This is a genomic window from Limnobacter sp. UBA7229 (genome assembly GCF_002473065.1).
GTDB lineage: Bacteria > Pseudomonadota > Gammaproteobacteria > Burkholderiales > Burkholderiaceae_B > Limnobacter > Limnobacter profundi.
In genome coordinates this window covers 263,181-287,664 of record NZ_DKTN01000010.1, presented here as the reverse complement: position 1 = coordinate 287,664, position 24,484 = coordinate 263,181, and the positions used below count along the sequence as shown (strand labels likewise).

22 protein-coding genes are annotated in these 24,484 nt (G+C 53.6%); 20 read left to right on the top strand and 2 right to left on the bottom strand.

Going from position 1 to position 24,484, the window contains the following annotated elements; all coding sequences use genetic code 11:
- Window positions 1-4 precede the first annotated feature (4 nt).
- The 13 genes from B4C79_RS05810 (at window position 5) to B4C79_RS05750 (ending at window position 15,079) form a co-directional block, all read left to right on the top strand.
- The gene (locus B4C79_RS05810) at window positions 5-1,546 is read left to right on the top strand and encodes a cryptochrome/photolyase family protein (RefSeq protein WP_291743457.1); all 1,542 of its coding nucleotides are present in this window, start codon (window positions 5-7) and stop codon (window positions 1,544-1,546) included.
- A 53-nt stretch (window positions 1,547-1,599) separates the two neighbouring features.
- Window positions 1,600-2,595 (top strand): glutathione S-transferase family protein, encoded by a 996-nt coding sequence (locus B4C79_RS05805; RefSeq protein ID WP_291743460.1) that lies wholly within the window; start codon window positions 1,600-1,602, stop codon window positions 2,593-2,595.
- A 41-nt stretch (window positions 2,596-2,636) separates the two neighbouring features.
- The gene (locus tag B4C79_RS05800) at window positions 2,637-3,809 is read left to right on the top strand and encodes a tRNA nucleotidyltransferase (RefSeq protein ID WP_291743462.1); all 1,173 of its coding nucleotides are present in this window, start codon (window positions 2,637-2,639) and stop codon (window positions 3,807-3,809) included.
- Window positions 3,810-3,882: 73 nt separating this feature from the next.
- On the top strand, window positions 3,883-4,194 hold the full coding sequence (gene sugE, locus B4C79_RS05795) for a quaternary ammonium compound efflux SMR transporter SugE (RefSeq protein ID WP_171097862.1): 312 nt from the start codon (window positions 3,883-3,885) through the stop codon (window positions 4,192-4,194).
- The gene (locus tag B4C79_RS05790) at window positions 4,191-4,757 is read left to right on the top strand and encodes a TIGR00730 family Rossman fold protein (RefSeq protein WP_291743464.1); all 567 of its coding nucleotides are present in this window, start codon (window positions 4,191-4,193) and stop codon (window positions 4,755-4,757) included. The genes sugE and B4C79_RS05790 overlap by 4 nt, the downstream gene beginning before the upstream one ends.
- A 6-nt stretch (window positions 4,758-4,763) precedes the next feature.
- Window positions 4,764-5,312: a GNAT family N-acetyltransferase gene (locus B4C79_RS05785; protein ID WP_291743466.1), complete on the top strand. Its 549-nt coding sequence runs from the start codon at window positions 4,764-4,766 to the stop codon at window positions 5,310-5,312.
- Window positions 5,313-5,316: 4 nt separating this feature from the next.
- Window positions 5,317-6,069 carry a sulfite exporter TauE/SafE family protein gene (locus tag B4C79_RS05780; RefSeq protein WP_291743468.1) on the top strand — a complete coding sequence of 251 codons (753 nt, stop codon included), beginning with the start codon at window positions 5,317-5,319 and terminating at the stop codon, window positions 6,067-6,069.
- A gap of 41 nt (window positions 6,070-6,110) precedes the next feature.
- On the top strand, window positions 6,111-6,500 hold the full coding sequence (locus B4C79_RS05775; protein WP_291743469.1) for a hypothetical protein: 390 nt from the start codon (window positions 6,111-6,113) through the stop codon (window positions 6,498-6,500).
- Window positions 6,501-6,504: 4 nt separating this feature from the next.
- Window positions 6,505-7,137 (top strand): FMN-binding negative transcriptional regulator, encoded by a 633-nt coding sequence (locus B4C79_RS05770; RefSeq protein WP_291743472.1) that lies wholly within the window; start codon window positions 6,505-6,507, stop codon window positions 7,135-7,137.
- 328 nt (window positions 7,138-7,465) lie between these two features.
- The gene (locus B4C79_RS05765; protein ID WP_291743475.1) at window positions 7,466-8,719 is read left to right on the top strand and encodes a DUF2254 domain-containing protein; all 1,254 of its coding nucleotides are present in this window, start codon (window positions 7,466-7,468) and stop codon (window positions 8,717-8,719) included.
- A 56-nt stretch (window positions 8,720-8,775) separates the two neighbouring features.
- Entirely contained in the window at window positions 8,776-10,515 is a 1,740-nt protein-coding gene (gene argS, locus B4C79_RS05760; RefSeq protein WP_171097877.1) for an arginine--tRNA ligase, read from the top strand.
- A gap of 132 nt (window positions 10,516-10,647) precedes the next feature.
- Complete coding sequence (locus tag B4C79_RS05755; protein WP_171097879.1) at window positions 10,648-14,628, top strand: DUF3683 domain-containing protein; 3,981 nt, start codon at window positions 10,648-10,650, stop codon at window positions 14,626-14,628.
- The gene (locus B4C79_RS05750) at window positions 14,621-15,079 is read left to right on the top strand and encodes an HIT family protein (RefSeq protein WP_008250305.1); all 459 of its coding nucleotides are present in this window, start codon (window positions 14,621-14,623) and stop codon (window positions 15,077-15,079) included. The genes B4C79_RS05755 and B4C79_RS05750 overlap by 8 nt, the downstream gene beginning before the upstream one ends.
- 48 nt (window positions 15,080-15,127) lie before the next feature.
- Here the strand turns inward: B4C79_RS05750 and phoR are convergent, their stop codons facing one another.
- Both phoR and phoB read right to left on the bottom strand, forming a co-directional pair.
- Window positions 15,128-16,474, bottom strand: coding sequence for a phosphate regulon sensor histidine kinase PhoR (gene phoR / locus B4C79_RS05745; RefSeq protein WP_291743482.1), 1,347 nt, complete (start codon window positions 16,472-16,474; stop codon window positions 15,128-15,130).
- A gap of 40 nt (window positions 16,475-16,514) precedes the next feature.
- On the bottom strand, window positions 16,515-17,222 hold the full coding sequence (gene phoB, locus B4C79_RS05740; RefSeq protein ID WP_008250307.1) for a phosphate regulon transcriptional regulator PhoB: 708 nt from the start codon (window positions 17,220-17,222) through the stop codon (window positions 16,515-16,517).
- 184 nt (window positions 17,223-17,406) lie between these two features.
- Here phoB and B4C79_RS05735 point away from each other — a divergent pair, with 184 nt between their 5' ends.
- From B4C79_RS05735 to cysM, 7 genes are all read left to right on the top strand, one after another.
- A complete protein-coding gene (locus tag B4C79_RS05735; RefSeq protein WP_008250308.1) occupies window positions 17,407-17,832 on the top strand; it encodes a gamma-butyrobetaine hydroxylase-like domain-containing protein in 426 nt (141 codons plus the stop codon).
- Between the two features lie 18 nt (window positions 17,833-17,850).
- Complete coding sequence (gene ubiE / locus B4C79_RS05730) at window positions 17,851-18,591, top strand: bifunctional demethylmenaquinone methyltransferase/2-methoxy-6-polyprenyl-1,4-benzoquinol methylase UbiE (protein WP_171097884.1); 741 nt, start codon at window positions 17,851-17,853, stop codon at window positions 18,589-18,591.
- A 50-nt stretch (window positions 18,592-18,641) separates the two neighbouring features.
- Window positions 18,642-19,655, top strand: coding sequence for a Tim44 domain-containing protein (locus B4C79_RS05725; protein WP_291743486.1), 1,014 nt, complete (start codon window positions 18,642-18,644; stop codon window positions 19,653-19,655).
- 78 nt (window positions 19,656-19,733) lie between these two features.
- On the top strand, window positions 19,734-20,435 hold the full coding sequence (locus B4C79_RS05720; protein ID WP_291743487.1) for a ubiquinone biosynthesis accessory factor UbiJ: 702 nt from the start codon (window positions 19,734-19,736) through the stop codon (window positions 20,433-20,435).
- Window positions 20,432-22,027 (top strand): ubiquinone biosynthesis regulatory protein kinase UbiB, encoded by a 1,596-nt coding sequence (ubiB, locus tag B4C79_RS05715; protein ID WP_171097892.1) that lies wholly within the window; start codon window positions 20,432-20,434, stop codon window positions 22,025-22,027. Before B4C79_RS05720 ends, ubiB begins: the two co-directional genes overlap by 4 nt.
- Before the next feature lie 61 nt (window positions 22,028-22,088).
- Window positions 22,089-23,534: a sodium:solute symporter family protein gene (locus tag B4C79_RS05710; protein ID WP_171097894.1), complete on the top strand. Its 1,446-nt coding sequence runs from the start codon at window positions 22,089-22,091 to the stop codon at window positions 23,532-23,534.
- A 41-nt stretch (window positions 23,535-23,575) separates the two neighbouring features.
- On the top strand, window positions 23,576-24,478 hold the full coding sequence (gene cysM, locus B4C79_RS05705) for a cysteine synthase CysM (protein WP_171097896.1): 903 nt from the start codon (window positions 23,576-23,578) through the stop codon (window positions 24,476-24,478).
- Window positions 24,479-24,484: the final 6 nt, after the last annotated feature.

The following is a 24,484-nucleotide window of genomic DNA, read 5'->3' as shown; positions in this document are numbered from 1 at the left end:
CAGCATGAGCAGCAAAACCAAAGCCGTGGTGGTGTTGGGCGATCAACTCGACCTGAATAACCCCGCACTTCTGGCCAACCCCCCGAAATTAGCCGATGTGCTCATGGTGGAGTCACCTGTCGAGTCCACCGTGGTGTGGGTTCATAAGGTTCGAATTGCTTTGTTTCTCAGTGCAATGCGCCATTTTGCTCAAGAGTTGCGCAATGCCGGTTACACCGTGCATTACCGCAGTTTGGGCGATACGGGCCAACACAGCTTGGCCACGGAAGTGGCAAACCTGTGCAAACAGCACGGGTACACCAGCATCGACATGGCCGAGCCCGGCGAATGGCGCTTGGAGCAAGACTTTCTAACGCTCGCCAAATCAGAAAACATCAAGCTTCGCATGCTCGAAGACTCGCATTATTTGTGCAGCCGTGCTGAATTCGCAAAGTGGGCCAGTGGTTACAAACAGATGCGCATGGAGTATTTTTATCGCGAAATGCGCAAGCGCACCGGTGTGTTGATGGAGGGTGCTGAACCTGCTGGCGGTAAATGGAATTTTGATGCGGACAATCGCAGTGCCTTTCCCAAGGCTGGTCCTGGAGACATTACGCCCCCTGCATTTTTTGAACCCGATGAAATAACACAAACGGTGTTTGCCGAGGTTGAAGCGAATTTTCCCGGTCACCCGGGCACATTGAAAAATTTCGCGTGGCCAGTTACGCGTCAACAGGCTTTGAAGGCACTCGATGCCTTCATTGAAAACCGATTCGTCAACTTTGGCACCTATCAGGACGCCATGTGGACTGACACGCCGTTCGGTTGGCATTCATTGGTTTCGAGCGCAATCAATCTGCATTTGCTCCATCCGCTCGAGGTGATTGAAAAAGCCGAAGCCGCGTACCGCGCGGGCAAGGTGGATGTAGCCAGTGCAGAAGGGTTTATTCGCCAAATTCTGGGCTGGCGTGAATTCATGCGTGGGGTGTATTGGCTCGACATGCCGAAGATGCGCGAAGACAATCATTTGCAAGCCAAACTTGATTTGCCCAAATGGTTTTGGACCGGCAATACCCACATGAACTGTCTGAAAGACTCCATCGGTCAAACACTGGATTATGGTTATGCGCATCACATTCAACGCCTCATGGTGATCGGCAATTTCGCCCTGCTCGCAGGGCTCGTTCCACAGCAGGTAGAAGATTGGTTTTTGGCGGTGTATGTGGATGCGGTTGAATGGGTTGAGCTGCCCAATGTGGCCGGCATGGCCTTGTTTGCAAATGGCGGGCGCTTCACCAGCAAGCCCTACATTGCCTCGGGTGCTTACATCAAACGCATGAGCAACTACTGCACCGGTTGCAAATACAACCCAGCTGAGAAAACTGGTGACAAGGCCTGCCCATTCACCACGCTGTACTGGGGGTTTCTTGACCAGCATGAAAAAATGCTGTCCGCCAACCCGCGCACTGGCCTCATGGCCAAAAACATTGCCCGACTGGATGAAGCCCAACGTCAGGCCCTTCGGCAAAAAGTGGCCGACACCTTCAAGAATATTGAACAACTGTAAGCCTTTGCTTTGTTAAGGTGAAGGCTTGTTGTTGCAGTTCAAGGAGTAATCGCATGGGTTTGTTGGTCGATGGTCAGTGGCAAGACAAGTGGTACGACACCAGTTCAAGCGGTGGCAAATTTCAGCGCGAAAGCGCCAAGTTGCGCAACTGGGTGACTGCCGATGGCAGCGCCGGGCCAAGCGGTGTAGGTGGATTCAAGGCAGAAAGTGGCCGCTACCATTTGTATGTGTCACTGGCCTGCCCATGGGCGCATCGCACGCTTGTTTTTCGCAAGTTGAAGAATCTGGAGCAGCACATTGATGTGTCGGTGGTCAGCCCTGACATGCTCAGCAATGGCTGGACATTCAACACGGATGCAGGCAGCACCGGCGACATGCTTTTCAACAGCGAATTCATGCACCAAATTTACACGCGCAACAAAAGCGACTACTCCGGGCGGGTCACCGTGCCCGTGTTGTGGTGTAAAAAAACCAATCAGATTGTCAGCAATGAATCGTCTGAAATTATTCGCATGTTCAATTCAGCGTTCAATGAAATCACTGGCAATCACGATGATTACTACCTTGAAAACCTGCGTGCCATGATCGATCGGGTCAATGGCCTGGTGTATGACAACATCAACAACGGTGTATACCGGGCTGGCTTTGCCACTGCGCAGGGCGCTTACGAAGAGGCCTACAACGCCGTGTTCATGGCGCTAGATTCTGTCGAAAAGATCCTGGAGAACAACCGCTATTTGGTGGGGCCAAGAATTACAGAAGCGGATTGGCGCTTGTTTACCACCTTGATCAGGTTTGATGCGGTATACCACGGCCATTTCAAGTGCAATCGCCAAAGGCTTGAAGACTTTCCAAACATTTCCAACTATGTGCGCGAGTTGTATCAGTGGCCTGGCGTGGCAGAAACCGTTGATTTTTATCACATCAAACGCCATTACTACTACAGCCACGACATGATCAACCCCACACGGGTTGTGCCCGCTGGCCCAGCCATCGACTTCACCCGTGAGCACAACCGCACGCGTTTGCCTGCAAGCCACGCCGCATAATTCGGTGGTAATCTTGGGCAACATTCATTCTCGTGTTGCCCATGGCCCGCCACCCTGAACTGCAAGGTTTTCAACTCGATTCCGCCATTGAACGATTGCCCGCCCGTGCCAAAGTGTATGTGGTGGGTGGTGCAGTTCGCGATGCGCTGATGGGTCGCACCAGCAGCGATAGGGACTGGGTGGTAGTCGGTGCGACCGTGGACAATATGCTGGCTGCTGGTTTTACTCCGGTGGGCTCAGACTTCCCCGTGTTTTTGCACCCGCGCACCCACGAAGAATATGCCCTGGCCCGCACAGAGCGCAAAAGCGGACACGGCTACAAAGGCTTTACTTTTCACGCAGACCCCTCGGTTACCCTCGAAGAAGACTTGGCTCGGCGTGATTTCACCGTGAATGCCATGGCCATGAATGCGAAAGGTGATTTAATCGACCCATTTCAGGGGTTCACCGACCTTCAAAACAAATGCATGCGCCATGTTAGCCCTGCTTTTTCTGAAGACCCGCTGCGTGTGCTTCGCCTGGCGCGCTTTCTGGCACGTTTTCTCGATTTTTCAGTGGCCGAGGAAACCATGGACTTGTGCCGGGAATTGCGGGAAAGCGGCGAGTTGAAGCACCTTGTGGCCGAGCGTGTGTACGCCGAGTTGAACAAAGGCATGGGCGAGGTGAAGCCTTCCCGAATGATCAAATTGATCAGCAAGCTCAATGCCTGGGGTGAGTTGGCACCGAGCTGCCCTGTGCCGTTCTCTGGTTTTGACAAGCCAGAATACGATCGTCTGAACGGTCTTTCCGCCGCTGAAGCGCGCTGGGTTTATTGCCTTGGATTTTTCCTGGATGTTGCACAGATCAAGGCCTTGGCCAAGGCATGGCGTTTGCCGCGCAACACCGAAGATTTGGCGATCGTCACGCGTCAGTGCCTTGATTTCCTGGCGCAGTGCACGACCGATTCCAGTAGTTTTGGCAGGTTTTTCAATCAGGTCGATCTCTACAGAAAGCCAGTCCGTTTGCGGCAGATTAACCAGCTTGTGGCCCAGCTCAGTGGGGAAGGGCCAGTGCATGTTTTTGTCGAAAAGGCTGTGGCGGAATTGGAACAGGGGCATTACAAAACTTTTGTTGGTGATAAAATTGCGAATGCCCAGCCAAGCGAACAGGTGGCCCAAGTGGCCTCGGAAGCGCGACAGGCTTGGGTCAGTGAATTACATTCCAGATACTTTTGATTCTTGAAGTGAGGACGACCTCACCGCTCAACCTTCGATCGGGGACGGCCCCATTTGCTTGATGGGAGTTGTCATGTCCTGGTTAATTTTGTTTGTAGCGGGTCTCTTTGAAATCGTATGGGCCATTGGCCTGAAGTACACCGACGGCTTCACCCGCCTGCTTCCCTCTGCCATCACCTTGATTGCCGCCGCAATCAGCTTCGGGCTGTTGGGGTTGGCCATGAAAACCCTGCCGGTGGGCACCGCGTACAGCGTTTGGGTCGGTATCGGTGCGGCTGGTACGGTGCTCATGGGTATTGTCTTGTTTAACGAGCCTGTCAATGCACTGCGCATTGGCAGCGTGGTGCTGATTGTGTTGGGTGTATTGGGCTTGAAGCTGTCATGAAAAATATTTGTGTGTACTGTGGCTCCAGTGCGGGCAACCGGGTCGAATACACCGAAGGTGCCAAGGCCTTGGCCCGTGCATTGGTCGACAACAATTTCGGCTTGGTTTACGGCGGATCTAATTTGGGCTTGATGGGTGTGGTGGCCGAAGAGGTATTGGCTTTGGGCGGCAATGTCATTGGCATCATTCCCGAATCGCTGGTGACCAAAGAACTGGCGCACCCTGCCTTGACCGAGTTGATCGTGACCCGCAACATGCACGAGCGCAAAGCCATGATGGCCGAGCGCTCCGATGGCTTTGTCGCATTACCCGGTGGTTTGGGAACTTTCGAAGAACTCTTTGAAATCCTGACCTGGGCGCAACTCAGTTTTCATCACAAGCCTGTGGGTGTGTTGAATGTAAATGGCTACTACGACGGCCTGCTCTCGTTTCTGGATCATGCTCACCAGGAGGCATTCATTCGGCCCCAGCACCGCAATATGTTGATGGCCAATACCTGTGCATTCTCGCTGCTCGAAGCTTTCAAAACGTACAGCGCGCCCGCGGTCGTAAAGTGGGTTTAACCGGCCATGCAATTCGCCATACGTCCAGCTTTTCAGATTCGGGATGCCACCCTGGCCGACATGCCTGCTGTGCAGGCTTTGTATGCGCATTATGTGCTTCATGAGCTGGCCACGTTTGAGCTGATACCACCGACTTTGGAGGAAATGTGTTCCCGACGGCAAGCCATACACGAGTCTGGTCTGCCTTATCTGGTTGCACAAATCGGTCATGAGGTTGTTGGGTATGCCTATGCAGCCAGTTACAGGCCCAGGCCCGCTTACCGCTACACCGTTGAAGATTCAGTGTATTTGTCGCCAAACCACAAAGGCATGGGCCTGGGTGCGGCTTTGCTTGGAGAGGTCATTCGCAGGTGCGAGCAAGGTCCCTGGCGGCAAATGGTGGCGGTGATCACCCAGGGAGGCACAGCAGGTTCGGCCGAGTTGCATCAAAAACTGGGCTTTCTGGAAGTTGGGCGCATGCCGAATGTTGGTTACAAATTCAATCGTTGGGTGGGCACGCTCATCATGCAACGTGCTTTGGGAGAGGGTGGCAATTCTTCACCCGAACCCTTTTGAGGAAATGACTCTGGAAATTAACGACTACACCCTGATCGTCGGCTTGGCATTTTTGGTAGCAGGTTTCGTCAAAGGCGTCACAGGCATGGGCCTGCCCCCGATCGCAATTGGTTTGATGGCGGTGGTGGTTGCACCAGTGCAGGCGGCCGCGCTCATTGTTGTTCCCTCCATGGTCAGCAATGTGTGGCAAATGCTGATCGGCCCAGGCTTCTTGATTGCCGCGCGCCGTTTCGCCGGTTTACTTGTCATGGTTTGCATTGGCGCTGCATTCGGTGTGGGCGTATTAACCGGTAGCACGCCTGCCTACGCTACCTTGGCTTTGGGTCTGGTGTTGTTTGTGTACGCCGTGTTGGGTCTGTTCAAGTTCAACATGCATGTGAACGCAAGCCAGGAACGCTGGGCTTCGCCCCTGGTGGGTGGGCTTACCGGTTTTTTGGCAGGTGCAACCGGTGTTTCATCGGTGCCTTCCGCACCGTACATGAATTCTTTGGGCATGGGCAAAGACGAGTTGTTGCAGGCTTTGGGTTTGGTATTCACCGTGGGCACTTTTGCGCTCGCCGTGGGCCTGTACCTCAAGGGGCGGTTTGAATTGGCTGCAGCCTGGGAATCTACTTTGTGCCTGATACCCACCATGGCCGGGGTGCTGGCGGGGCAAAAATGCCGAGCCCTGTTGAGCGCAGAGACTTTCAAAACCGTGTTTTTTCTGGGCTTGCTGCTACTGGGCAGCTACATGATTGCCCGTGTGCTTTGGCTGTAGGCTGATATACACTGAAAGCTCAAACTCCTTGGAGGAAAAACATGCGTCGCATGTGGGTTGCCGTGTGCATGCTGATTGGGTTTGCTGGTGTGCTCAATCCTGGTCTGGTTCAGGCCGTACCTATCACAGTCGAGAAAGCACATGCCCGTTTGAATCAGGAAGTGCAGGTTCAAATGAAGGTCCGTTCCAGCAAGTTGCGCACCGAACGCGATGAAGTCGACTTGAACTCACACACCAGTTTTCGGGATCCAGCCAATCTGGCTGTAGTCATTGATGGTCGCGTGGCGGCTTGGTATTCCTATCAAGGTATTCACGACTTGCCAAAATTCTTTTTTGGGAAAAACATTGTGGTGTCGGGTGTGGTTGAGCAATTTGGCGATCAAACCCGAATCCTTGTCGTCGACCCAGCCCAAATTCAAATCGTGAAGTAGGCCCATGTATTTGCCCAAGCAGTTTGAGGAAACCTCGATTCCAGTGTTGTTGAGTTTGATCAAGGCTCACCCCTTGGCCACAGTCATTACGCTGTCAACCTCGGGGCTAAACGCCAACCATATACCCATGGTAGTGGCGGAAAATGCGGATGCAACAATGGTGTTGCGCGGCCATGTGGCAAGGGCCAACCCAATGCTGGCTGATTTGGCGGTGTCCGCGCAAACCTTGTTGGTGTTTCAAGGGGCTGAGCATTACATCACACCCTCCTGGTATGCCACCAAAAAAGAAACCGAGAAAGTAGTTCCCACCTGGAATTACGCGGTGGTGCATGTGAAAGGTCAAATGCGCGTAGTGGATGACGCCGAGTGGTTACACCAGCAACTGGAAGACTTGACCGCGCAACAGGAAAGCAGGCTGAACACGCCGTGGTCGGTGAATGACGCACCTGCAGAATTTCTGAATCAAATCAAGCAGGCCATTGTGGGTTTTGAAGTCCAAATCGAGAGCATGGTTGGCAAATGGAAAGTCAGCCAGAACCAGCCGTCCAAAAACAGGGTCACTGTGGTGCAGGGGCTGGAAGAGGAGGGCACCGAAAAAGCCCTTTACATGCGTGATTTGGTGAAAAAACACCTTTAGTCCGATTCTTGAACCATGCCTTCGTCCCGGTTAAAAAGCGGTCAGTGTTTGTGTTGTGGGCGTTTTACTGCGCTAACCTTTCATCACCTCATTCCCAAAAAATTACATCGACGTGCTTTCTATCGAAAAAAGTTTGACAGGGAAACTTTGAACCGGGGTGTCAATATTTGCAGACTTTGTCATGATGGCATTCACGATTTGTACGATGAAATGCAATTGGCCAAGCAATTTTCGAGCGCCGAAACACTGCTGGCCGATGAGGCCTTGCAAAGGCATTTTGCCTGGGTAGCCAAAAAGAAATAACCGAAAGAGTTAAGGGGTAATCGCTATGAATGAGAACTGGTTGTTTTACCTGAACAGAATTCGAGAAAAGCTCTGGGTCAAGCCTTTGGTGATGTGTTTGCTGTCGATTGCTGCTGCCTTTCTAGCAACCTTGGCCGATCGGCCAGGCGTGGGCGAGTGGTTACCCACCGTTAGCAAGGAGTCTGTGGAAACCCTGTTGGAGTTGGTGGCCTCGACTATGTTGGTGATTGCCATGTTTTCCGTAGGCTCTATGGTGTCTGCTTACGCCTCAGCCAGCAGCTCGGCCACGCCCAGGTCGTTTCCGCTGGTGGTTGCTGATGACACCTCACAAAATGCCTTGTCCACGTTCATTGGCGTATTCATTTTCAGTGTGGTGGCCCTGATCGCGCTGAAAAATGATTTCTATGAAAAGGCGGGGGTCTTTGCCCTGTTTGTGTTCACTGTTTTTGTATTTGCAATCGTAATTCTTGCGTTCATTCGCTGGGTGGACAGCATCGCAAGGCTCGGGCGCTTGGGCAATACCATCGACAAGGTCGAAGCAGCTACTTCGAATGCGTTTGAGCAACGACTTGGCATGCCCTATCTTGGAGGGCAAAAAGCCGATGAAAAGGTTTCGAAAGGAGTGCCTGTTGTTGGTTCCTCAATTGCTTACCTGCAGCGAATCGACATGGTCAAATTGCAATCATTGGCTGAAAAATTTGATCTGAAGATCCATGTTCAATCTCTGCCCGGTACCTTTTGTACGCCCAACCGTGCGATCGCTTTGGTGGAGCAGACCTCGCGAACTGAGGAGTTGGCCGAGGAATGTTTTCAGTCCATTACCGAATGTTTCGTGTTGTCGGATACGCGTACCTTCGATCAGGATCCACGGTTCGGTTTGGTGGTGTTGTGTGAAATTGCCAGTCGCGCGCTATCCCCTGCAGTTAACGATCCTGGAACAGCAATTGGCGTCATTAGCACACTCGTTCGTCTTTTTCATCAGTGGGCCAGGGGTACACAGGACATGAAGCCTGAGGTGCAATACGATCGAATTTTCGTGCCGTGTTTGGCTGAGCAGGATATGTTCGATGATGCATTTACCGGCATTGCCCGAGACGGCGCGGGTGCGGTTGAGGTGGCGATTCGCTTGCAAAAAGCGTTTGACAGCCTCTCAGCGCTTAAGTATCAACCCGTCTCTGAAGCGGCCATCAATCATTCCCGATTGGCGCTGGCCCGCAACGAGCTCGCAATGACTTTGCAGCAAGACATTGAGGCGGTCAGAAGCGCTGCCAGGTTCTAGTATGGGAATACTTGGTACAATCAGAGGCTTAGCTCAAACCTGCCTGAACTGTCCCCATGCTTGCCCAACAACGAAATACGCTGATCGCCGCATTTGAAGCGGCCGCTGCCGCTGCCCTGAACCAGCCTTTTGAGGGTGTGGTTACGCTGGAAAAACCCAAAGATGCCAGCCATGGCGATGTGGCCTGTAACCTGGCCATGCAATTGGCCAAGCCTGCCCGGCGCAACCCCCGTGAGCTGGCCCAGCTACTTGCCGACCATGTCAAAGCCAACGCCGACTGCGCGAATTTGGTCGATGCCGTTGAAATTGCAGGCCCGGGCTTTATCAACATTCGTTTGAGCCAAAAGGCCCGTGTTGCGGTGGTGGCGCAAGTGCTGGAGCAAGGCGCTGAGTTTGGAAAGTCTCAAGCCCGTTCGGGCGACACTGTCTTGATCGAGTTCGTGTCGGCCAACCCCACGGGGCCCTTGCATGTGGGGCATGGTCGGCAAGCTGCGCTGGGCGATGCAATGGCTGCTGTCATGCAAACCCAGGGCTGGAAAGTTCACAAAGAGTTTTATTACAACGACGCAGGCGTGCAAATTCAAACTTTGGCCACGTCCGTTCAGGCCCGCGCCAAAGGGCTTAAGCCAGGTGACACTGAATGGCCCGAAAGTGCCTACAACGGCGATTACATTGCCGACATCGCAGCCGACTTTCTGGCTGGCAAAGAAGTGAAGGCCGCCGACGGTGAACCCGTCAAAGGCAGTGGCAACGTGAACGACTTTGAATCCATTCGTGCTTTCGCTGTGGCTTACTTGCGTGCAGAGCAAGATCTTGATTTAAAAGCCTTTGGTGTCAATTTTGATCAGTTTTACCTGGAAAGCTCCCTGTATTCCGAGGGCAAGGTCGAGCAGGCCGTTGCCCTCATGGTTGCGTCTGGTAAAACTTTTGAGGAGGGCGGAGCCCTTTGGCTGCGCTCAACCGATTACGGCGATGACAAAGACCGCGTCATGCGCAAATCTGAAGGTGGTTACACCTACTTTGTGCCCGATGTGGCCTATCACATCCAGAAATTCAAGCGTGGCTTTGGCAAGGTCATCAACATTCAGGGCACCGACCACCACGGCACCATTGCGCGTGTTCGGGCGGGTTTACAGGCCTGCAATGTTGGCATTCCGCAGGGTTACCCCGATTATGTGTTGCACAAAATGGTCACGGTGATGAAAGGCGGGCAGGAAGTCAAAATTTCCAAGCGTGCCGGCAGTTACGTGACTGTGCGCGACCTGATTTGCTGGTCGGGCGGTGTGGATGAAAGCCAGCCCATGCTAAGCCAGCCTGAAGCCTTGACCAAAGGCCGTGACGCTGTACGCTTCTTCCTGGTCAGCCGCAAGGCGGACACTGAATTCGTGTTTGATGTGGATTTGGCCCTGGCCCAGTCCGATGAAAACCCGGTGTATTACGTCCAGTATGCGCACGCCCGCATTCATTCCATTCTGGATCAGGCTGAAATCGACCTGACAGGCTTGAACAATGCAGATTTGAGCCTGTTGGGCGCACCTTCCGAGCTGGCTTTGCTCAGAACGTTGGTTTCTTACCCGGACATTTTGTCCAAGGCAGCTGAAGAGTTGGCGCCACACCACATCGCGTTTTACCTGCGTGAACTGGCTGGTGCGTTTCATACTTTTTACAATGCCGAGCGCGTCCGTATCGACGACATAGCCCTTAAAACCGCCCGTGTGGCCTTGCTGGTGGCTGTGGCTACTGTGTTGGCCAATGGCTTGGCAGTGTTGGGTGTTTCTGCGCCCAAACGAATGTAAAAAAGCCGCAGTCAAAAGCTGTCAAAACCCTTGTCGTGTAAGGGTTTTGAACGGAAGTTGAGGAGTCGCCACTCTAGGCGCATGTGCCCTGTTTTTGGTACCATGACAAGCTAAGCAGTCAAAAGGTTTTACATGAACGCACCCGTCGAATTGAATACATTGAAACCCTCAGCCGGCGAAACCGCGCGGCTGCGGGAAATTCCATACAACTACACCTCGTTTTCGGACCGTGAAATCGTGATCCGCCTGCTGGGTGAGTCGGCCTGGAACATTCTTCAAGAGCTTCGCCAGGAAAGAAAAACCGGCCGATCCGCCCGCATGTTGTTCGAAGTATTGGGCGATATTTGGGTGGTTCGCCGCAATCCTTATTTGCAAGACGACTTGCTGGACAACCCCAAGCGCCTGACCGCGCTGATCGAGGCTTTGTTTCACCGCTTGAGTGAAATTGATGCCCGCCGGGTTGAGGTGAAAGACGCTGCTGTAGAAACCGACTCTGAGGACCGCAGCGCCAAGGTACGCGAATTGTTGACCGTGGCTGAAAAGGCCGTGTTCGAGTTTCAGCGCGAGCTGGAAGCCATGGCAATTTTGCGGGGTCATGCCCGCAAAGCACTGGGTGAGCACACCGCAAAAGACAACATCAAATACGATGGTTTGTCCCGTGTTTCACATGTAACCGATGCAACCGACTGGCGCGTTGAATACCCCTTCGTGGTGCTCACCCCCGATCGAGAATCTGAAATTCCCGGTTTGGTGAAAGCCTGTATCGATTTGGGGCTCACCATCATTCCACGTGGGGGCGGCACGGGTTACACCGGTGGCGCAGTGCCACTCACGGCCATGTCAGCCATTATCAATACCGAAAAGCTGGAGGAACTCGGCCAGGTAAAAATGGAAGTGCTGCCCGGCTTAAGCGAAGAATACGCCACCGTATTCTCTGGCGCAGGCGTGGTTACCAAGCGTGTGTCCGAGGCGGCAGAACATGCAGGCCGTGTGTTTGCAGTAGACCCTACGTCGGCTGAGGCCAGCTGTATCGGCGGCAATATCGCCATGAATGCGGGCGGCAAGAAAGCCGTGTTGTGGGGCACCGCGCTAGACAACCTGGCCTGGTGGAGAATGGTTGACCCGCAGGGTGACTGGCTTGAAGTGACCCGCGTGAACCACAACCTGGGCAAAATTCACGACGCACCTTACGCCGAGTTCGACCTGGTGTGGTCCGATGGTCGCCAGGCCCCGAACGCCAAAATTCTGAAGACCGAACGTTTGACTGTTGAGGGAGCGCGATTCCGCAAAGTGGGGTTGGGCAAAGACGTCACCGACAAGTTTCTGGCCGGTTTGCCTGGCATTCAGAAAGAAGGTTGCGACGGGCTGATTACATCCGCCAAATGGATTTTGCACCGCATGCCCAAGCACACCCGCACGGTGTGTCTGGAGTTTTACGGTCAAGCCCGCGATGCAGTGCCCTCGATTGTTGAAATCAAAAATTACCTCGACGGTGAAGGCAAAGCCATGGGCGCCATTCTGGCGGGCCTTGAGCATCTCGACGAGCGCTATTTGCGTGCGGTGAAATACAGCCCCAAATCCAAGCGTGGTGCCTTCCCGAAAATGGTCTTGTTTGGTGACATCGTGGGCGACGATGAAAACGCAGTGGCCCAAGCGGCCTCTGAAGTGGTCCGCTTGTCCAACGGTCGCGCTGGTGAAGGTTTTGTGGCAGTCAGCCCTGAAGCCCGCAAGAAGTTCTGGCTCGACCGCGCACGCACAGCGGCCATTGCGCGCCACACCAATGCCTTCAAGATCAACGAAGACGTGGTCATCCCCTTGCCGCGCATGGGTGAATACACCGACGAAATTGAACGCATCAACATTGAACTGTCAATTCGCAACAAGCTGAAGCTGGTTGCGGCATTGCGCTCGTTCTTTGAGAAGCCGCTCACCTTGGGCAAGACCGACGAAGTCGATTCAACCAAGTTGTCTGTTGAAGACTTGGTTGGTGATCGTGTGGGTCGCGCTGTTGAATTGCTTGAATCGGTACACGAGCGCTGGAGCTGGTTGCTGGGCAATATGAACATGCCTTTGGCACAAGCCAACCCGGTGATGAAAACCATTGGCTTGGGGCACCTGGATGCTGCACTTGAAAAGCGCCTGGCTGAACAGCCCGAGGCCACGGTGTTTGATGTGCTGCAAGACCGCACCATCCGTGTCAGCTGGAAAACCGAGCTGCGCCACAACCTGAATCGCATTTTCGAGGGTGGTGTGTTTGTCCCTGTGATGGAAGAATGCAAGGCCATTCACAAGCAAGTGTTGCGTGGCCGCCTGTTCGTAGCACTGCACATGCACGCTGGGGATGGCAATGTGCACACCAACATTCCGGTGAATTCTGACGACTATGAAATGCTGCATGAAGCGGAACACACTGTGGACCGAATCATGCAAATTGCCCGCAATCTCGATGGTGTTATTTCCGGCGAACATGGCATTGGTATTACCAAATACCAATACCTGACGAAGGAAGAGTTGCAGCCTTTCCAGGACTACAAGCAGCGCATCGACCCGGAAGGTCGATTCAACAAGGGCAAGTTGCTGCCAGGCGGCGATTTGACCAACGCTTACACGCCCAGCTTTAACCTGATGGGCCATGAAAGCCTGATCATGAGCCAAAGCGACATTGGCTCCATTGCCACTTCAGTGAAAGACTGTCTGCGTTGCGGCAAGTGCAAGCCTGTGTGTTCTACCCATGTGCCGCGCGCCAACTTGTTGTACAGCCCACGCAATAAAATCTTGGCCACCTCATTGTTGGTTGAGGCCTTCCTGTATGAAGAGCAAACCCGCCGTGGTGTGTCTATCAAGCATTGGGAAGAATTTGAAGATGTGGCTGACCACTGCACCGTGTGCCACAAGTGCTTGACGCCTTGCCCGGTCGACATTGACTTTGGCGATGTGTCCATGAACATGCGCGCCTTGTTGCGCAAGATGGACAAGAAAAGCTTTAACCCGGGCACAGCCTTGGCCATGACTTTCCTGAATGCGAAAGACCCGGCCACCATCAAGGCCATGCGTGTGGGCATGACCGGTATTGGTTACAAGCTGCAACGCGGCGCATACAAGGTGGCCAAATCGCTGGGCATGTTGAACAAGCAAACTGCCAAGCCACCAGCTACCGTCGGCAAGGCACCGATTCGTGAGCAGGTGATTCACTTCATCAACAAACCCATGCCCGGTGGTTTGCCCAAGAAAACGGCACGTGCGCTGCTTGACATCGAGAACAGCGATTACGTACCGGTTATTCGCAACCCGAAAACCACACAGGCTGACACCGAAGCGGTGTTCTACTTCCCTGGTTGCGGCTCGGAGCGCTTGTATAGCCAAGTGGGTTTGGCCACGCAAGCCATGTTGTGGAATGTAGGCGTGCAAACCGTGTTGCCACCCGGTTACCTGTGTTGCGGCTACCCGCAGCGCGGGGCTGGGCAGTACGACAAAGCCGAGAAAATGATTACCGATAACCGTGTGCTGTTCCACCGCGTGGCCAATACACTGAACTACCTCGATATCAAAACCGTGGTGGTCAGTTGTGGCACGTGTTACGACCAGTTGCAGGGTTATGAATTCGAGAAAATCTTCCCGGGCTGCCGCATCATCGACATTCATGAATTCCTGATGGAAAAAGGCGTGAAGCTGGACAACGTGACGGGTACGCAATACATGTACCACGACCCTTGCCACACGCCCATGAAAACCTATGATCCGCTGAAGGTCGTGAACCAGTTAATGAACAGCGAATTGCAAGGTCAAAACATCACGAAAAATGACCGTTGCTGTGGCGAGTCAGGCACCTTCGGTGTGTCACGTCCCGATGTGGCCACGCAGGTTCGATTCCGCAAGGAAGAGGAAATGCGCAAGGGGGCTGACAAGCTGCGCGAGAAAGCGCCTCAGGCGGATGTCAAAATTCTGACCAGTTGCCCGTCTTGCTTGCAAGGTTTGAGCCGCTACAGCGACGACGCCAATGTGGATGCCGATTATATTGTGGTTGAAATTGCCAAGAATGTACTGGGCAAGGAATGGCTGCAAAACTACGTGAAAGAAGCCAATGACGGCGGTATCGAGCGCATCCTTGTCTGATTCCGTTTCACAAAATCCCAATTGCCCCCTGTGTGCCACACCGGGCGGTGATTGGGTGTTCAATTGCAGCAAATTCCGTGTTATCGAGGCCGTCGATGCGGACTACCCGGGCTTTCTTCGCCTGGTCTGGAACGACCATGTGCGGGAGTTTTCCGATTTAAACCGTGAAGATCGCATGCTGTGTATGGATGCGGTGGTGTTGCTTGAACAATTCGTGCTTCGCGTATTTAAAGCCGACAAAGCGAATATTGCAACGCTGGGTAACGTGGTGCCGCATTTGCACTGGCACGTCATTCCCCGTTTTACAGACGACAAACACTTTCCTGCGCCCGTGTGGGCTGCAGCCAAACCGGGGGTGTCGCTGTCGCCCCGCCAGCAGTGGGTGCTTGATTCAAAGCCCAAATGGATGTTGGCGCTGCGTGCTGAATTGCTGGCTGCGTTTCCGGGCTGAGGTCGCTCAAATCGAGCATTGCACTCAATGTCTCACCGAACGCTACGCTCAAACAACCGTCGCTTCAGCAAGCGCAGGCTTGGAAGCCGCGCCAGCCTTCGCCAGCGGCATCAGAATGGTGAAGGTACTGCCTGCATTCGGCCTGCTTTGAATGTCCAGTTCACCATCGTGGCGTTGCACCACATGTTTCACAATGGCCAAGCCCAAACCTGTACCGCCGCTTTCGCGTGAACGGCTGCGGTCTACACGGTAAAACCGCTCGGTCAACCGCGGAATATGTTCTGCTGAAATACCAATGCCTGTGTCGCGCACCACGAAAGCAGCGCAGGCCTTGCCAATTTCGTTTTCCGCCCGCCTTAGCGTGATCGTAATGTTTCCCTTCTCGGGGGTGTAGCGCACCGCATTGGTCACGATATTCGAGAACGCGCTGAAAATTTCGGCCGAATTGCCAAACCCCATCAGGCCTTTTTCCACATCCACGGAAATATTGTGTTTGCCGGCCGACAGCTGTTGTGCTTCATCGCCTGTTTTTTGTGCAATTCCGCTTAAGTCAACTGGCTCGCCACCTTCGCCTGCGTTGGGCGAGGATTCCAGCGCTGACAAGGCCAACAGGTCCTCCACCAGGTTCTGCATGCGGTTGGCCTGGGTGTACATCAAATTCAGGTATTCGAGTTGCTGTTCTTTGCTCAAAGGCAGGTCGCGGAAGGTTTCCAGAAAACCGCTCAGTACAGTCAACGGTGTTTTCAGTTCATGCGACACGTTGGCGATGAAGTCTCGGCGCATGCGTTCCAGTTTTTCTACCTGGGTTACATCGCGTGAAAGCACCAGCATTTGCTTGTCTCCGTAGCTCACCAACTGCACCGACAAAACCTTGCTGCGGCTGCGCGGCGCGGTCATGATCAAGGGTTGCTCCCAGGAGCGGCTACGAATGTACTTGGAGAAGTTCGGGTTACGGACCAGATTAATCAAAGGCTGCCCAATGTCACTGCCCAGCTTTAAGCCAAGGTGGTCTTGCGCAGTGTCGTTGCACCAGGAAATGTGGCCTTCTGAATCAAGCGTGACTACGCCGTCGGGCAGGGCTTGGGCAGCCGTACGAAATGACACCAAGGCATTGGTGAGTGCCTGTTGTTGGCGCTGATGTAAACGAAGGTAACGAAACAGCTTCGCGGCCAGGTCGTCCCACCAGCCCGAGACATCGGGCACATTTTCAACCTTGAAGTTGTCCAGCCATTCAATAATTCGCAGACCCGAACGCACATGCAGGGCATATATGAAAAGCGAGGCCAAGATAGACCCTGCCACTGCGCCCTTGTGGCCAGCGACCATTTGACCCACGATGGCGGCTGCACCTAGCACCATGGCCAACAGTATCAATCGAAAAAAGATGAACGCCATAGGTGCGTATTCTAGGGGAATATCCCTTCCAGGGGAGCCCTTAGTTTAGTGCACCTTCATTTTGCGTTGCAGTAAAACGGTAGCCGGCACCGCGAACTGTTTCAATCAGGCGGTCATGGCCAGAAATGGTCAAAGCCTGGCGCAAACGTCGAATGTGTACGTCTACAGTGCGCTCTTCAACAAACACATGGTCCCCCCAAACTTGGTCCAGCAACTGGGTGCGGCTGTGCACGCGCTCTGGGTGGGTCATGAAGAAGTGCAGCAGGCGGAATTCTGTGGGGCCCATGTCGATGATCTTGTCATGGCCCATGATGCGGTGCGTCACCGGGTCCAGTTTCAGACCGTGTACTTCAACAATGTCGTCGGTCAACTGGGGCGCACGGCGGCGCAGCACGGCTTTGATCCGAGCCAGCAATTCCTTGGGCGAGAAGGGCTTGGTGATGTAATCGTCTGCTCCAGCTTCCAGGCCATCTACCTTGTCTTGTTCCTCGGTGCGGGCAGTCAGCATGATCACCGGCACATGGCGCGTGCGCTCGTGGCCACGCAGTTCATGCGCGAACTGAATGCCGGTTTTGCCGGGTAACATCCAGTCCAGCAGCACCAAATCAGGCAATTCCGCGGTAATCAATGTTTTTGCCTGGTCCGCATCAGCGGCTCGCAGCACTTTGTGCCCGGCAAAACTCAAGTTGACAGCAATCAGTTCTGCAATCGCGGGTTCATCTTCGACAACTAGGATGGTGCTGGACATCTCGTTTTTCCTCTTCTCTGGCATATTTGTTGTGTGCAATGCCACCTAAAGTAGTGGATTTCCATGACAGTAATATGACACTTGAATGAATCGTCATCAAATTAATCCCGCGCCGTGGTGTAAACCGCTGTTGGCCTTGATGAGATACACTTGAGGATTACGCATTCCAAAGACCCCAAGCAGCATGGAAACCACCAATATCCCCACCCCGACACGCATTGTTGTGCATCAAAAGTCCAAGGTACTCGAGATCGAGTTCGACACCGGTGCCTGTTTCAACCTGCCATTCGAACTGTTGCGGGTGTATTCGCCTTCTGCAGAAGTTCGTGGTCATGGCCCCGGACAGGAAACCCTGCAGGTGGGTAAAAAAGAAGTAACCATCAACAATCTTGAGCCTGTGGGCATGTATGCCATCAAGCCGTTTTTCTCGGATGGTCATGATTCAGGCCTTTTTAGCTGGCAATACCTGCTGTGGATGGGCGAGAACCAGGAAGGTTTGTGGGAAGACTACCTGGAACGCATGAAGGCTGCTGGCGCAAGCCGCGAACCGAATGCGCCTGAAAACATTCCTTTTGAACAGAAGAAGGGCGGCGCCTGCGCAAGCCATTAATCAACGCCACACATCAACATGAACGATAAAATTACCGATTTCGGCTTTGAGAAGGTTCCCGAGGACCAAAAAGCCAAGAAAGTAGCCGAGGTGTTCGACTCGGTGGCGGCGAAATACGACATCATGAACGACCTGATGTCGGGTGGTATGCACCGCCTTTGGAAGGCCAGCACAGTGCGTGCGGCGGGTGTTCGCCCCGGCATGAAGGTGCTCGATATTGCGGGTGGTACGGGCGATTTGAGCAAGGCCTTTCTGGACAAAGTGGGCCCAAGCGGCGAAGTGTGGCTGACGGACATCAATGAGAGCATGTTGCGTGTGGGCCGGAATCGCATGATCGATCATGGGTATTTGCCAAAAATGACCCTGTGCGACGCTGAAAAGCTGCCATTTCCCGACAATTACTTTGATGTGGTGACCGTGGCGTTTGGTTTGCGCAACATGACCCACAAGGATGTGGCCTTGGGCGAAATGCGCCGGGTAATCAAGCCGGGTGGCAAAGTGCTGGTGCTTGAATTCTCAAAGGTAAACCCCTTGTTGGCCCCGGCCTATGATCTGTATTCATTTCAGGTGTTGCCAAAAATTGGTCAAATTGTGGCGCAGGACAGTGCCAGCTACCAGTATTTGGCTGAGAGCATTCGCATGCACCCGGATCAGGAAACCCTGAAAAGCATCATGCTTGAAAGTGGGTTCGATCAGGTGAAGTACACCAACTTCACTGCGGGTGTGGTCGCGTTGCACCAAGGAACCAAATTCGCCTGAGTTTGTCTATTGGCTACACGCGAAAAATTAATATTCTGGAGGCTTTTGCTGTGAAAACCCGTGTTTGGTCTGTTCGATTGTCTGTCTTGGCTGTAGTAGCAGCCTTTCTGAGTTTGGGTGCTCTGCCTACCGATGCCGAGGCCAAGCGCCTGGGTGGCGGTGGCAGTTTTGGCCGCTCTGCGCCTTCCCAATTCCAGAAGTCTCCAACCACTGCGCCTTCTGGCACCACTTCCACTGCGCCCAGCAAGCAGCAGGCCACTAACCCTGCCGGTGCTACCGCAGGTACGGCAGCCGCGCCCCGCAACCGTTTCCTGGGCCCCTTGGGTGGCCTGGCAGCCGGTTTGGGCCTGGCGGCTTTGTTTGGTTATCTTGGCTTCGGCGCGGGCATGGCTGAATTCCTGGGCACCATGTTGATGATTGCTGCAGCGGTGTTTGCTGTCATGTTCCTGGTGCGCATGCTGCGCGGTCAGCAAGCGGCCAAACAGCGCCCCGCATACAGCGCACCTGGTGCAGCAAGTTCACCCAACAACAGCTATCGCGAAGCGCCGCAAACGCCGCGTTACAGCTCGCCCTCGAATCCCGTTAACGACCCCGTCCCTGGCATGGGCGCACCACGCAACGATCAAGGTTTCGGCCAGTTTGGCAACGCATCGGCTTTTGATGCACCCATGCCAGCGGCAACACCCGTGAAAGACCTGCCAGCCGGGTTCGATGAAGCGAATTTTGTGAACAGCGCCAAGAAGTTTTTCGTGACCATGCAGGGTGTGTTTGACCAGGGCGATATTGCTGGCCTGCGCGAATACTGCAGTGATGAAGTGGTTGACCACCTGCGTGCTGAAATTGAAGCCCGTGGCAACGCGGTCAACCGCACCGATGTGGTTACCTTGGATGCCCAGCTGATCGGCTTTGAAACCGATGTGGATGAGCAAATTGCTACAGTTGCATTCACTGGCATGTTGCGGGAAGAGCAAGACGCGGCTGCTGAAGAAATAAATGAGTTGTGGATTATGAGCCGCCCAGTGGCAGGCGGTGGCTGGGTGCTTTCAGGCATTCACAATCTGTAATTTTTGAACTTACCCGCCGGGCTTGGCCTGCCCGGCTGGGTTACACTCAAACAAATTTTCGATTGTTGGAAGTGTGCCTTGGCCAGTCCCCCCGTATTGTTTTTTCAGTTTGCCTCCAAACTGCTCTCCTCTGGTTCATCCAAAGGTGCAGCGGGTCATTTGTTCTCTGCCCCCTTGAATTTGATGTCAGCCACTGTTACTCAGACCGTGTGCCTGGTGCTAAACCATTTGCTGGATCAGCAGCGCAGCAGTAAAACAAAATTGCAGAAGGAAGCCGGCAAGGTGCTGGTGCTGGGCATTGCTCCCATGCAGCTTCAGTTGCGTGTGAACGACCAGGGATATTTTCAGGCCAGTGTACCCAGCAATGGTGTGGCGGCACCGGCCGATACCACCATTTCCATGCAATGGGCCGATTTGATTGGTTCGGTGAGCAACCCCAACAGCATGTCGAGAAAAGCGGCCATTGAAGGCGACATGGATTTCGCGCAAACCGTGTCTACCGTGATCAACGACTTGAGCTGGGACCCCGAGCGCGATTTGGCCCGTGTGGTGGGCGATGCACAGGCTGTTTGGGTCATGAACACTTTGTCTGCTTTGGGCACCAATGCACGTGATGTGGTACAGCGTTTCAAAAGCAACCTGCGCGAATACGTTGTGCATGAAAAAGCGATGGCACCTACCGCATCCGAGTTCGATGCGTTTCGCGATGAAGTCAACCAACTGCGTGATGAGCTTGCCCGTATTGAGAAACGTTTCGCCAAGTTGGGTGCGCCCAAATGAAGCTTCGCCGTTTGGCACGTATTGCGTTGGTGGCCCGAAAGTATGGCCTGTTCCTGATTGCCGCCGACTCAATCAACAATGGCTTGGCCAAGTGGTTTCTCACGCTGATTTCTTCCCGCTCGCATGTGCAGGCCCCGCGCGGCGAACGCATGCGCCGTGCACTGGAAGACCTGGGCCCGTTGTTTGTGAAGTTCGGGCAATTGCTGTCAACCCGGCGCGATTTGTTGCCCGAAGACGTGGCCGACGAGTTGGCCAAATTGCAAGACCAAGTGCCCGCGTTTTCCTCCGAGAAAGCCCGTGAATTGATTGAAGCCAGCCTGGGCCGCCAAATTGACGACATGTTTCTGGATTTCCAGAACATCCCAGTGGCCAGCGCCTCGATTGCCCAGGTTCACTTTGCGATAATCAGGGCTGGCGAGCACGAAGGCAAGAAGGTGGCGGTGAAGGTATTGCGCCCCGGCATGATCGAGGTCATCGACAAAGACCTGGCCTTGATGAAAACCGCTGCGCGCTGGATTGAAAAAATTTCATCCGATGGCAAGCGCTTAAAGCCCCGGGAAGTGGTGGCCGAGTTCAACAAATACTTGCACGATGAACTGGATTTAATGCGCGAAGCGGCCAATGCCTCGCAGTTGCGTCGTAATTTCTCGTCCACTTCGGGTAGCGGGCACCTGCTTCGTGTGCCTGAAATGTATTGGGACTATTGCTGCAGCACCGTGATTACCATGGAGCGCATGCACGGCATTCCGATTTCCCAAATCGAGCGGCTTCGCGAGAACAACATTGATTTGAAAAAACTGTCCCGCGAAGGTGTAGAAATTTTTTTCACCCAGGTGTTTCGCGATGGTTTTTTCCATGCAGACATGCATCCCGGCAATATCTATGTGGGTGATCAGCCTGAAGATTTTGGTCGATACATTGCACTTGATTTCGGTATTGTTGGCACCCTCAGCGATGTGGACAAGCAATACCTGGCGCAAAACTTCCTCGCATTCTTCCGGCAAGACTACAAGCGTGTGGCTGAGCTGCATGTGCAATCGGGTTGGGTGCCCAAGGGCACGCGTATTGATGAGCTTGAATCCGCCATTCGAGCCTGCATTGAACCTTTCTTTGGCAAGCCATTGAAGGAAATTTCGCTGGGACAGGCCTTGATGCGTTTGTTTCAAACCTCCCGCCGCTTCAATGTTGAAATTCAGCCACAGCTGGTGCTGCTGCAAAAAACCCTGCTGAACGTGGAGGGTCTTGGCCGCCAGCTTGATCCTGACCTGGATCTTTGGAAAACCGCAAAGCCGTATCTGGAAAACTGGATGCACCAGCAAATCGGTTTGAAGGGTTTTCAGTCCAGCCTGCAATGGGAGGCCGCCCAGTGGTCACAAATTTTGCCGGCCTTACCGCGACTATTGCACCAAACCCTGACGCATTCGAATGGGCGGGTTGACGATCAAATCGAACAATTGGTGAAACAGCAAAAGCGCCTGAACCGGGCTTTGTTCTGGATGGTATTGATGCTCGCTGTGCTTTTTGGTGTGGTTGCACTTGATTTGTTGTGGCCCTTTTTAATTGGCTATTCAGGCCCCAAAGGTCTGTTCTAGCCCTGCGCATGTTTCTTGCCTATAATCCGAAATCATTTTTTCTCTCTGGTGGGTTTTCAAGATGTTGCTTGCCTCCGTTGTAGCGTATTTGCTGGTTTCTGTACTCATTGGCCTGTATGTGGCCAGAAATGTAAGTAGTGCGGCGGATTACGCCGTGGCTGGCCGGCATCTTTCCCTGCCCATTGTGACTGCCACGGTTTTTGCCACCTGGTTTGGCTCGGAAACCGTGCTGGGTATTTCTTCCACCTTTGTGGAAGAGGGTTTGAGCGGCATTGTGGCGGATCCGTTTGGCGCATCCATGTGCCTGATTCTGGCTGGTTTGTTCATCGCACCGAAAATTTATCGCCTGAATTTGCTCACCTTGGGCGACTATTACCGCGTACGTTACAACCGGGTAGTTGAAATTTTTTGCAGCGCCTGCATTGTGGTGTCTTACCTGGGTTGGGTGGCGGCGCAAATCAGTGCACTGGGATTGATCTTCAACGTGCTCACCGATGGTGCAGTTTCCCAAGAATGGGGCATGGTCATTGGCGCCAGTGTGGTGCTGATCTACACGCTTTTTGGTGGCATGTTGTCAGTGGCTATTCTCGATTTCATCCAGATGGTGGTGATTGCAGCGGGCTTGGTTTACATCATGTGGATCGTGGCTGATTTGGCTGGTGGTGTGGGCACTGTGGTTGACCATGCTGAAGCCGCCGGCAAGTTGCAGTTTTTCCCGGAGGAATTCAGCTACGTGCTGTGGGTACCTTTTGTAGGTGCCTTTCTGACCATGGCTTTTGGTTCAATTCCACAGCAGGATATTTTCCAGCGCATCAGTTCTGCCAAAGACGAGAAAACCGCCGTGCGGGGTGCTGTGCTGGGTGGTTCCATGTACTTTTTCTTCGCGTTCATCCCGGTGTTTTTGGCCTACGGCGCTATTCTGATTGACCCTGCAACCTTCACGGCGATGGTGTCGGAGGATTCGCAGATGGTGTTGCCCAACCTGGTGTTGATGCACACCCCCGTATTTGCACAAATCGTGTTTTTTGGTGCACTCATTTCTGCAATCATGAGCACGTCCAGCGCAACCTTGTTGGCACCCTCCGTGTCGTTTGCAGAAAACATTGTCAAGAACATCTATCCAAAAATGGATGACAAGGCCTTGTTGTTGACCATGCGCATTTCAGTGTTCGTGTTCACCATCATTGTGGTGGCCTTTGCCATCAACAGTGAATCTTCAATTTTCGAGATGGTGGAAAGCGCCTACGAAATTACCCTGGCTGCTGCATTTGTTCCGCTGGTGTTTGGCTTGTATTGGTCAAAAGCAACCTCGCAGGGTGCAGTTGCATCAATTGTAGTGGGTGTCAGCAGTTGGTTGATCGCCAAAAACTTTTTCCCCAGTGAAGTTTGGCCACCCCAGTTGTTGGGCATGGTGCTGGGTTTATTCACCATGATCATTGCTTCGCTTCTGCCTCAGTGGATCGAACACAGGCCAGCGCTGCGTGACGGTGTTGTGCACCTACATTAAGCTAAAATAGCCGGATTACCTTTGTTGAAAGTGATCCGGCTGTGAAATACCTCACCATTGAAGATACCATTGGCAACACCCCACTGGTGCAGTTGCAACGTTTGCCTGGCAAGGCCAATGCCGACCGTGGCAATGTGATTCTGGGCAAACTGGAGGGCAACAACCCAGCCGGTTCAGTCAAAGACCGCCCAGCCATTTCCATGATCAAGCGTGCCGAAGCTCGCGGCACAATCAAGCCGGGCGATACGCTGATTGAGGCCACTTCAGGCAACACCGGTATTGCCTTGGCCATGGCGGCCGCCATTCGCGGTTACCGCATGGTGCTGATCATGCCCGAGCACCTCAGCATTGAACGTCGCCAAACCATGCGTGCCTTTGGCGCAGAAATCATTTTGACCCCGCAAAAAGGGGGCATGGAATATGCGCGTGACCTGGCCGAGCAAATGCGTGACCAGGGCAAGGGCGTAATTCTTGACCAGTTCGCCAACGAAGACAACCCACTTGCCCACTTTGAAACCACTGGCCCTGAAATTTGGCGCGACACCGCTGGCCAAGTGACTCACTTTGTGAGCGCCATGGGCACCACGGGGTCGATCATGGGTGTGTCTCGTTACCTAAAGGGCCAAAACCCGGATGTACAAATTATCGGTGCTGAACCCAGCGAGGGTTCGCAAATTCCGGGCATTCGCAAATGGCCGAAAGAATACTTGCCCAAAATTTACAAACCCGCCGGTGTAGACCGCGTGGTGCAGGTGACCCAGCTTGAGGCCGAGGAAATGGCCCGAAAGATGGCAGCTGAAGAAGGTATTTTCTGTGGTATTTCAGCAGCAGGTGCGGCGCACATTGCCCTGAAAATTGCGGAAGAAGTTGAAAACGCAACCATTGTTTTTATTGTATGCGACCGTGGTGATCGCTACTTGTCCACGGGTGTGTTTCCTGCCTGACAAAGC

Excerpts from the sequence above, each read along its gene's own strand:
- B4C79_RS05810 (WP_291743457.1), top strand. The coding sequence starts at position 5 with ATGAGCAGCAAAACCAAAGCCGTGGTGGTGTTGGGCGATCAACTCGAC.
- B4C79_RS05805 (WP_291743460.1), top strand. The coding sequence starts at position 1,600 with ATGGGTTTGTTGGTCGATGGTCAGTGGCAAGACAAGTGGTACGACACC.
- B4C79_RS05800 (WP_291743462.1), top strand. The coding sequence starts at position 2,637 with ATGGCCCGCCACCCTGAACTGCAAGGTTTTCAACTCGATTCCGCCATT.
- sugE (WP_171097862.1), top strand. The coding sequence starts at position 3,883 with ATGTCCTGGTTAATTTTGTTTGTAGCGGGTCTCTTTGAAATCGTATGG.
- B4C79_RS05790 (WP_291743464.1), top strand. The coding sequence starts at position 4,191 with ATGAAAAATATTTGTGTGTACTGTGGCTCCAGTGCGGGCAACCGGGTC.
- B4C79_RS05785 (WP_291743466.1), top strand. The coding sequence starts at position 4,764 with ATGCAATTCGCCATACGTCCAGCTTTTCAGATTCGGGATGCCACCCTG.
- B4C79_RS05780 (WP_291743468.1), top strand. The coding sequence starts at position 5,317 with ATGACTCTGGAAATTAACGACTACACCCTGATCGTCGGCTTGGCATTT.
- B4C79_RS05775 (WP_291743469.1), top strand. The coding sequence starts at position 6,111 with ATGCGTCGCATGTGGGTTGCCGTGTGCATGCTGATTGGGTTTGCTGGT.
- B4C79_RS05770 (WP_291743472.1), top strand. The coding sequence starts at position 6,505 with ATGTATTTGCCCAAGCAGTTTGAGGAAACCTCGATTCCAGTGTTGTTG.
- B4C79_RS05765 (WP_291743475.1), top strand. The coding sequence starts at position 7,466 with ATGAATGAGAACTGGTTGTTTTACCTGAACAGAATTCGAGAAAAGCTC.
- argS (WP_171097877.1), top strand. The coding sequence starts at position 8,776 with ATGCTTGCCCAACAACGAAATACGCTGATCGCCGCATTTGAAGCGGCC.
- B4C79_RS05755 (WP_171097879.1), top strand. The coding sequence starts at position 10,648 with ATGAACGCACCCGTCGAATTGAATACATTGAAACCCTCAGCCGGCGAA.
- phoR (WP_291743482.1), bottom strand. The coding sequence starts at position 16,474 with ATGGCGTTCATCTTTTTTCGATTGATACTGTTGGCCATGGTGCTAGGT.
- phoB (WP_008250307.1), bottom strand. The coding sequence starts at position 17,222 with ATGTCCAGCACCATCCTAGTTGTCGAAGATGAACCCGCGATTGCAGAA.
- B4C79_RS05735 (WP_008250308.1), top strand. The coding sequence starts at position 17,407 with ATGGAAACCACCAATATCCCCACCCCGACACGCATTGTTGTGCATCAA.
- ubiE (WP_171097884.1), top strand. The coding sequence starts at position 17,851 with ATGAACGATAAAATTACCGATTTCGGCTTTGAGAAGGTTCCCGAGGAC.
- ubiB (WP_171097892.1), top strand. The coding sequence starts at position 20,432 with ATGAAGCTTCGCCGTTTGGCACGTATTGCGTTGGTGGCCCGAAAGTAT.
- B4C79_RS05710 (WP_171097894.1), top strand. The coding sequence starts at position 22,089 with ATGTTGCTTGCCTCCGTTGTAGCGTATTTGCTGGTTTCTGTACTCATT.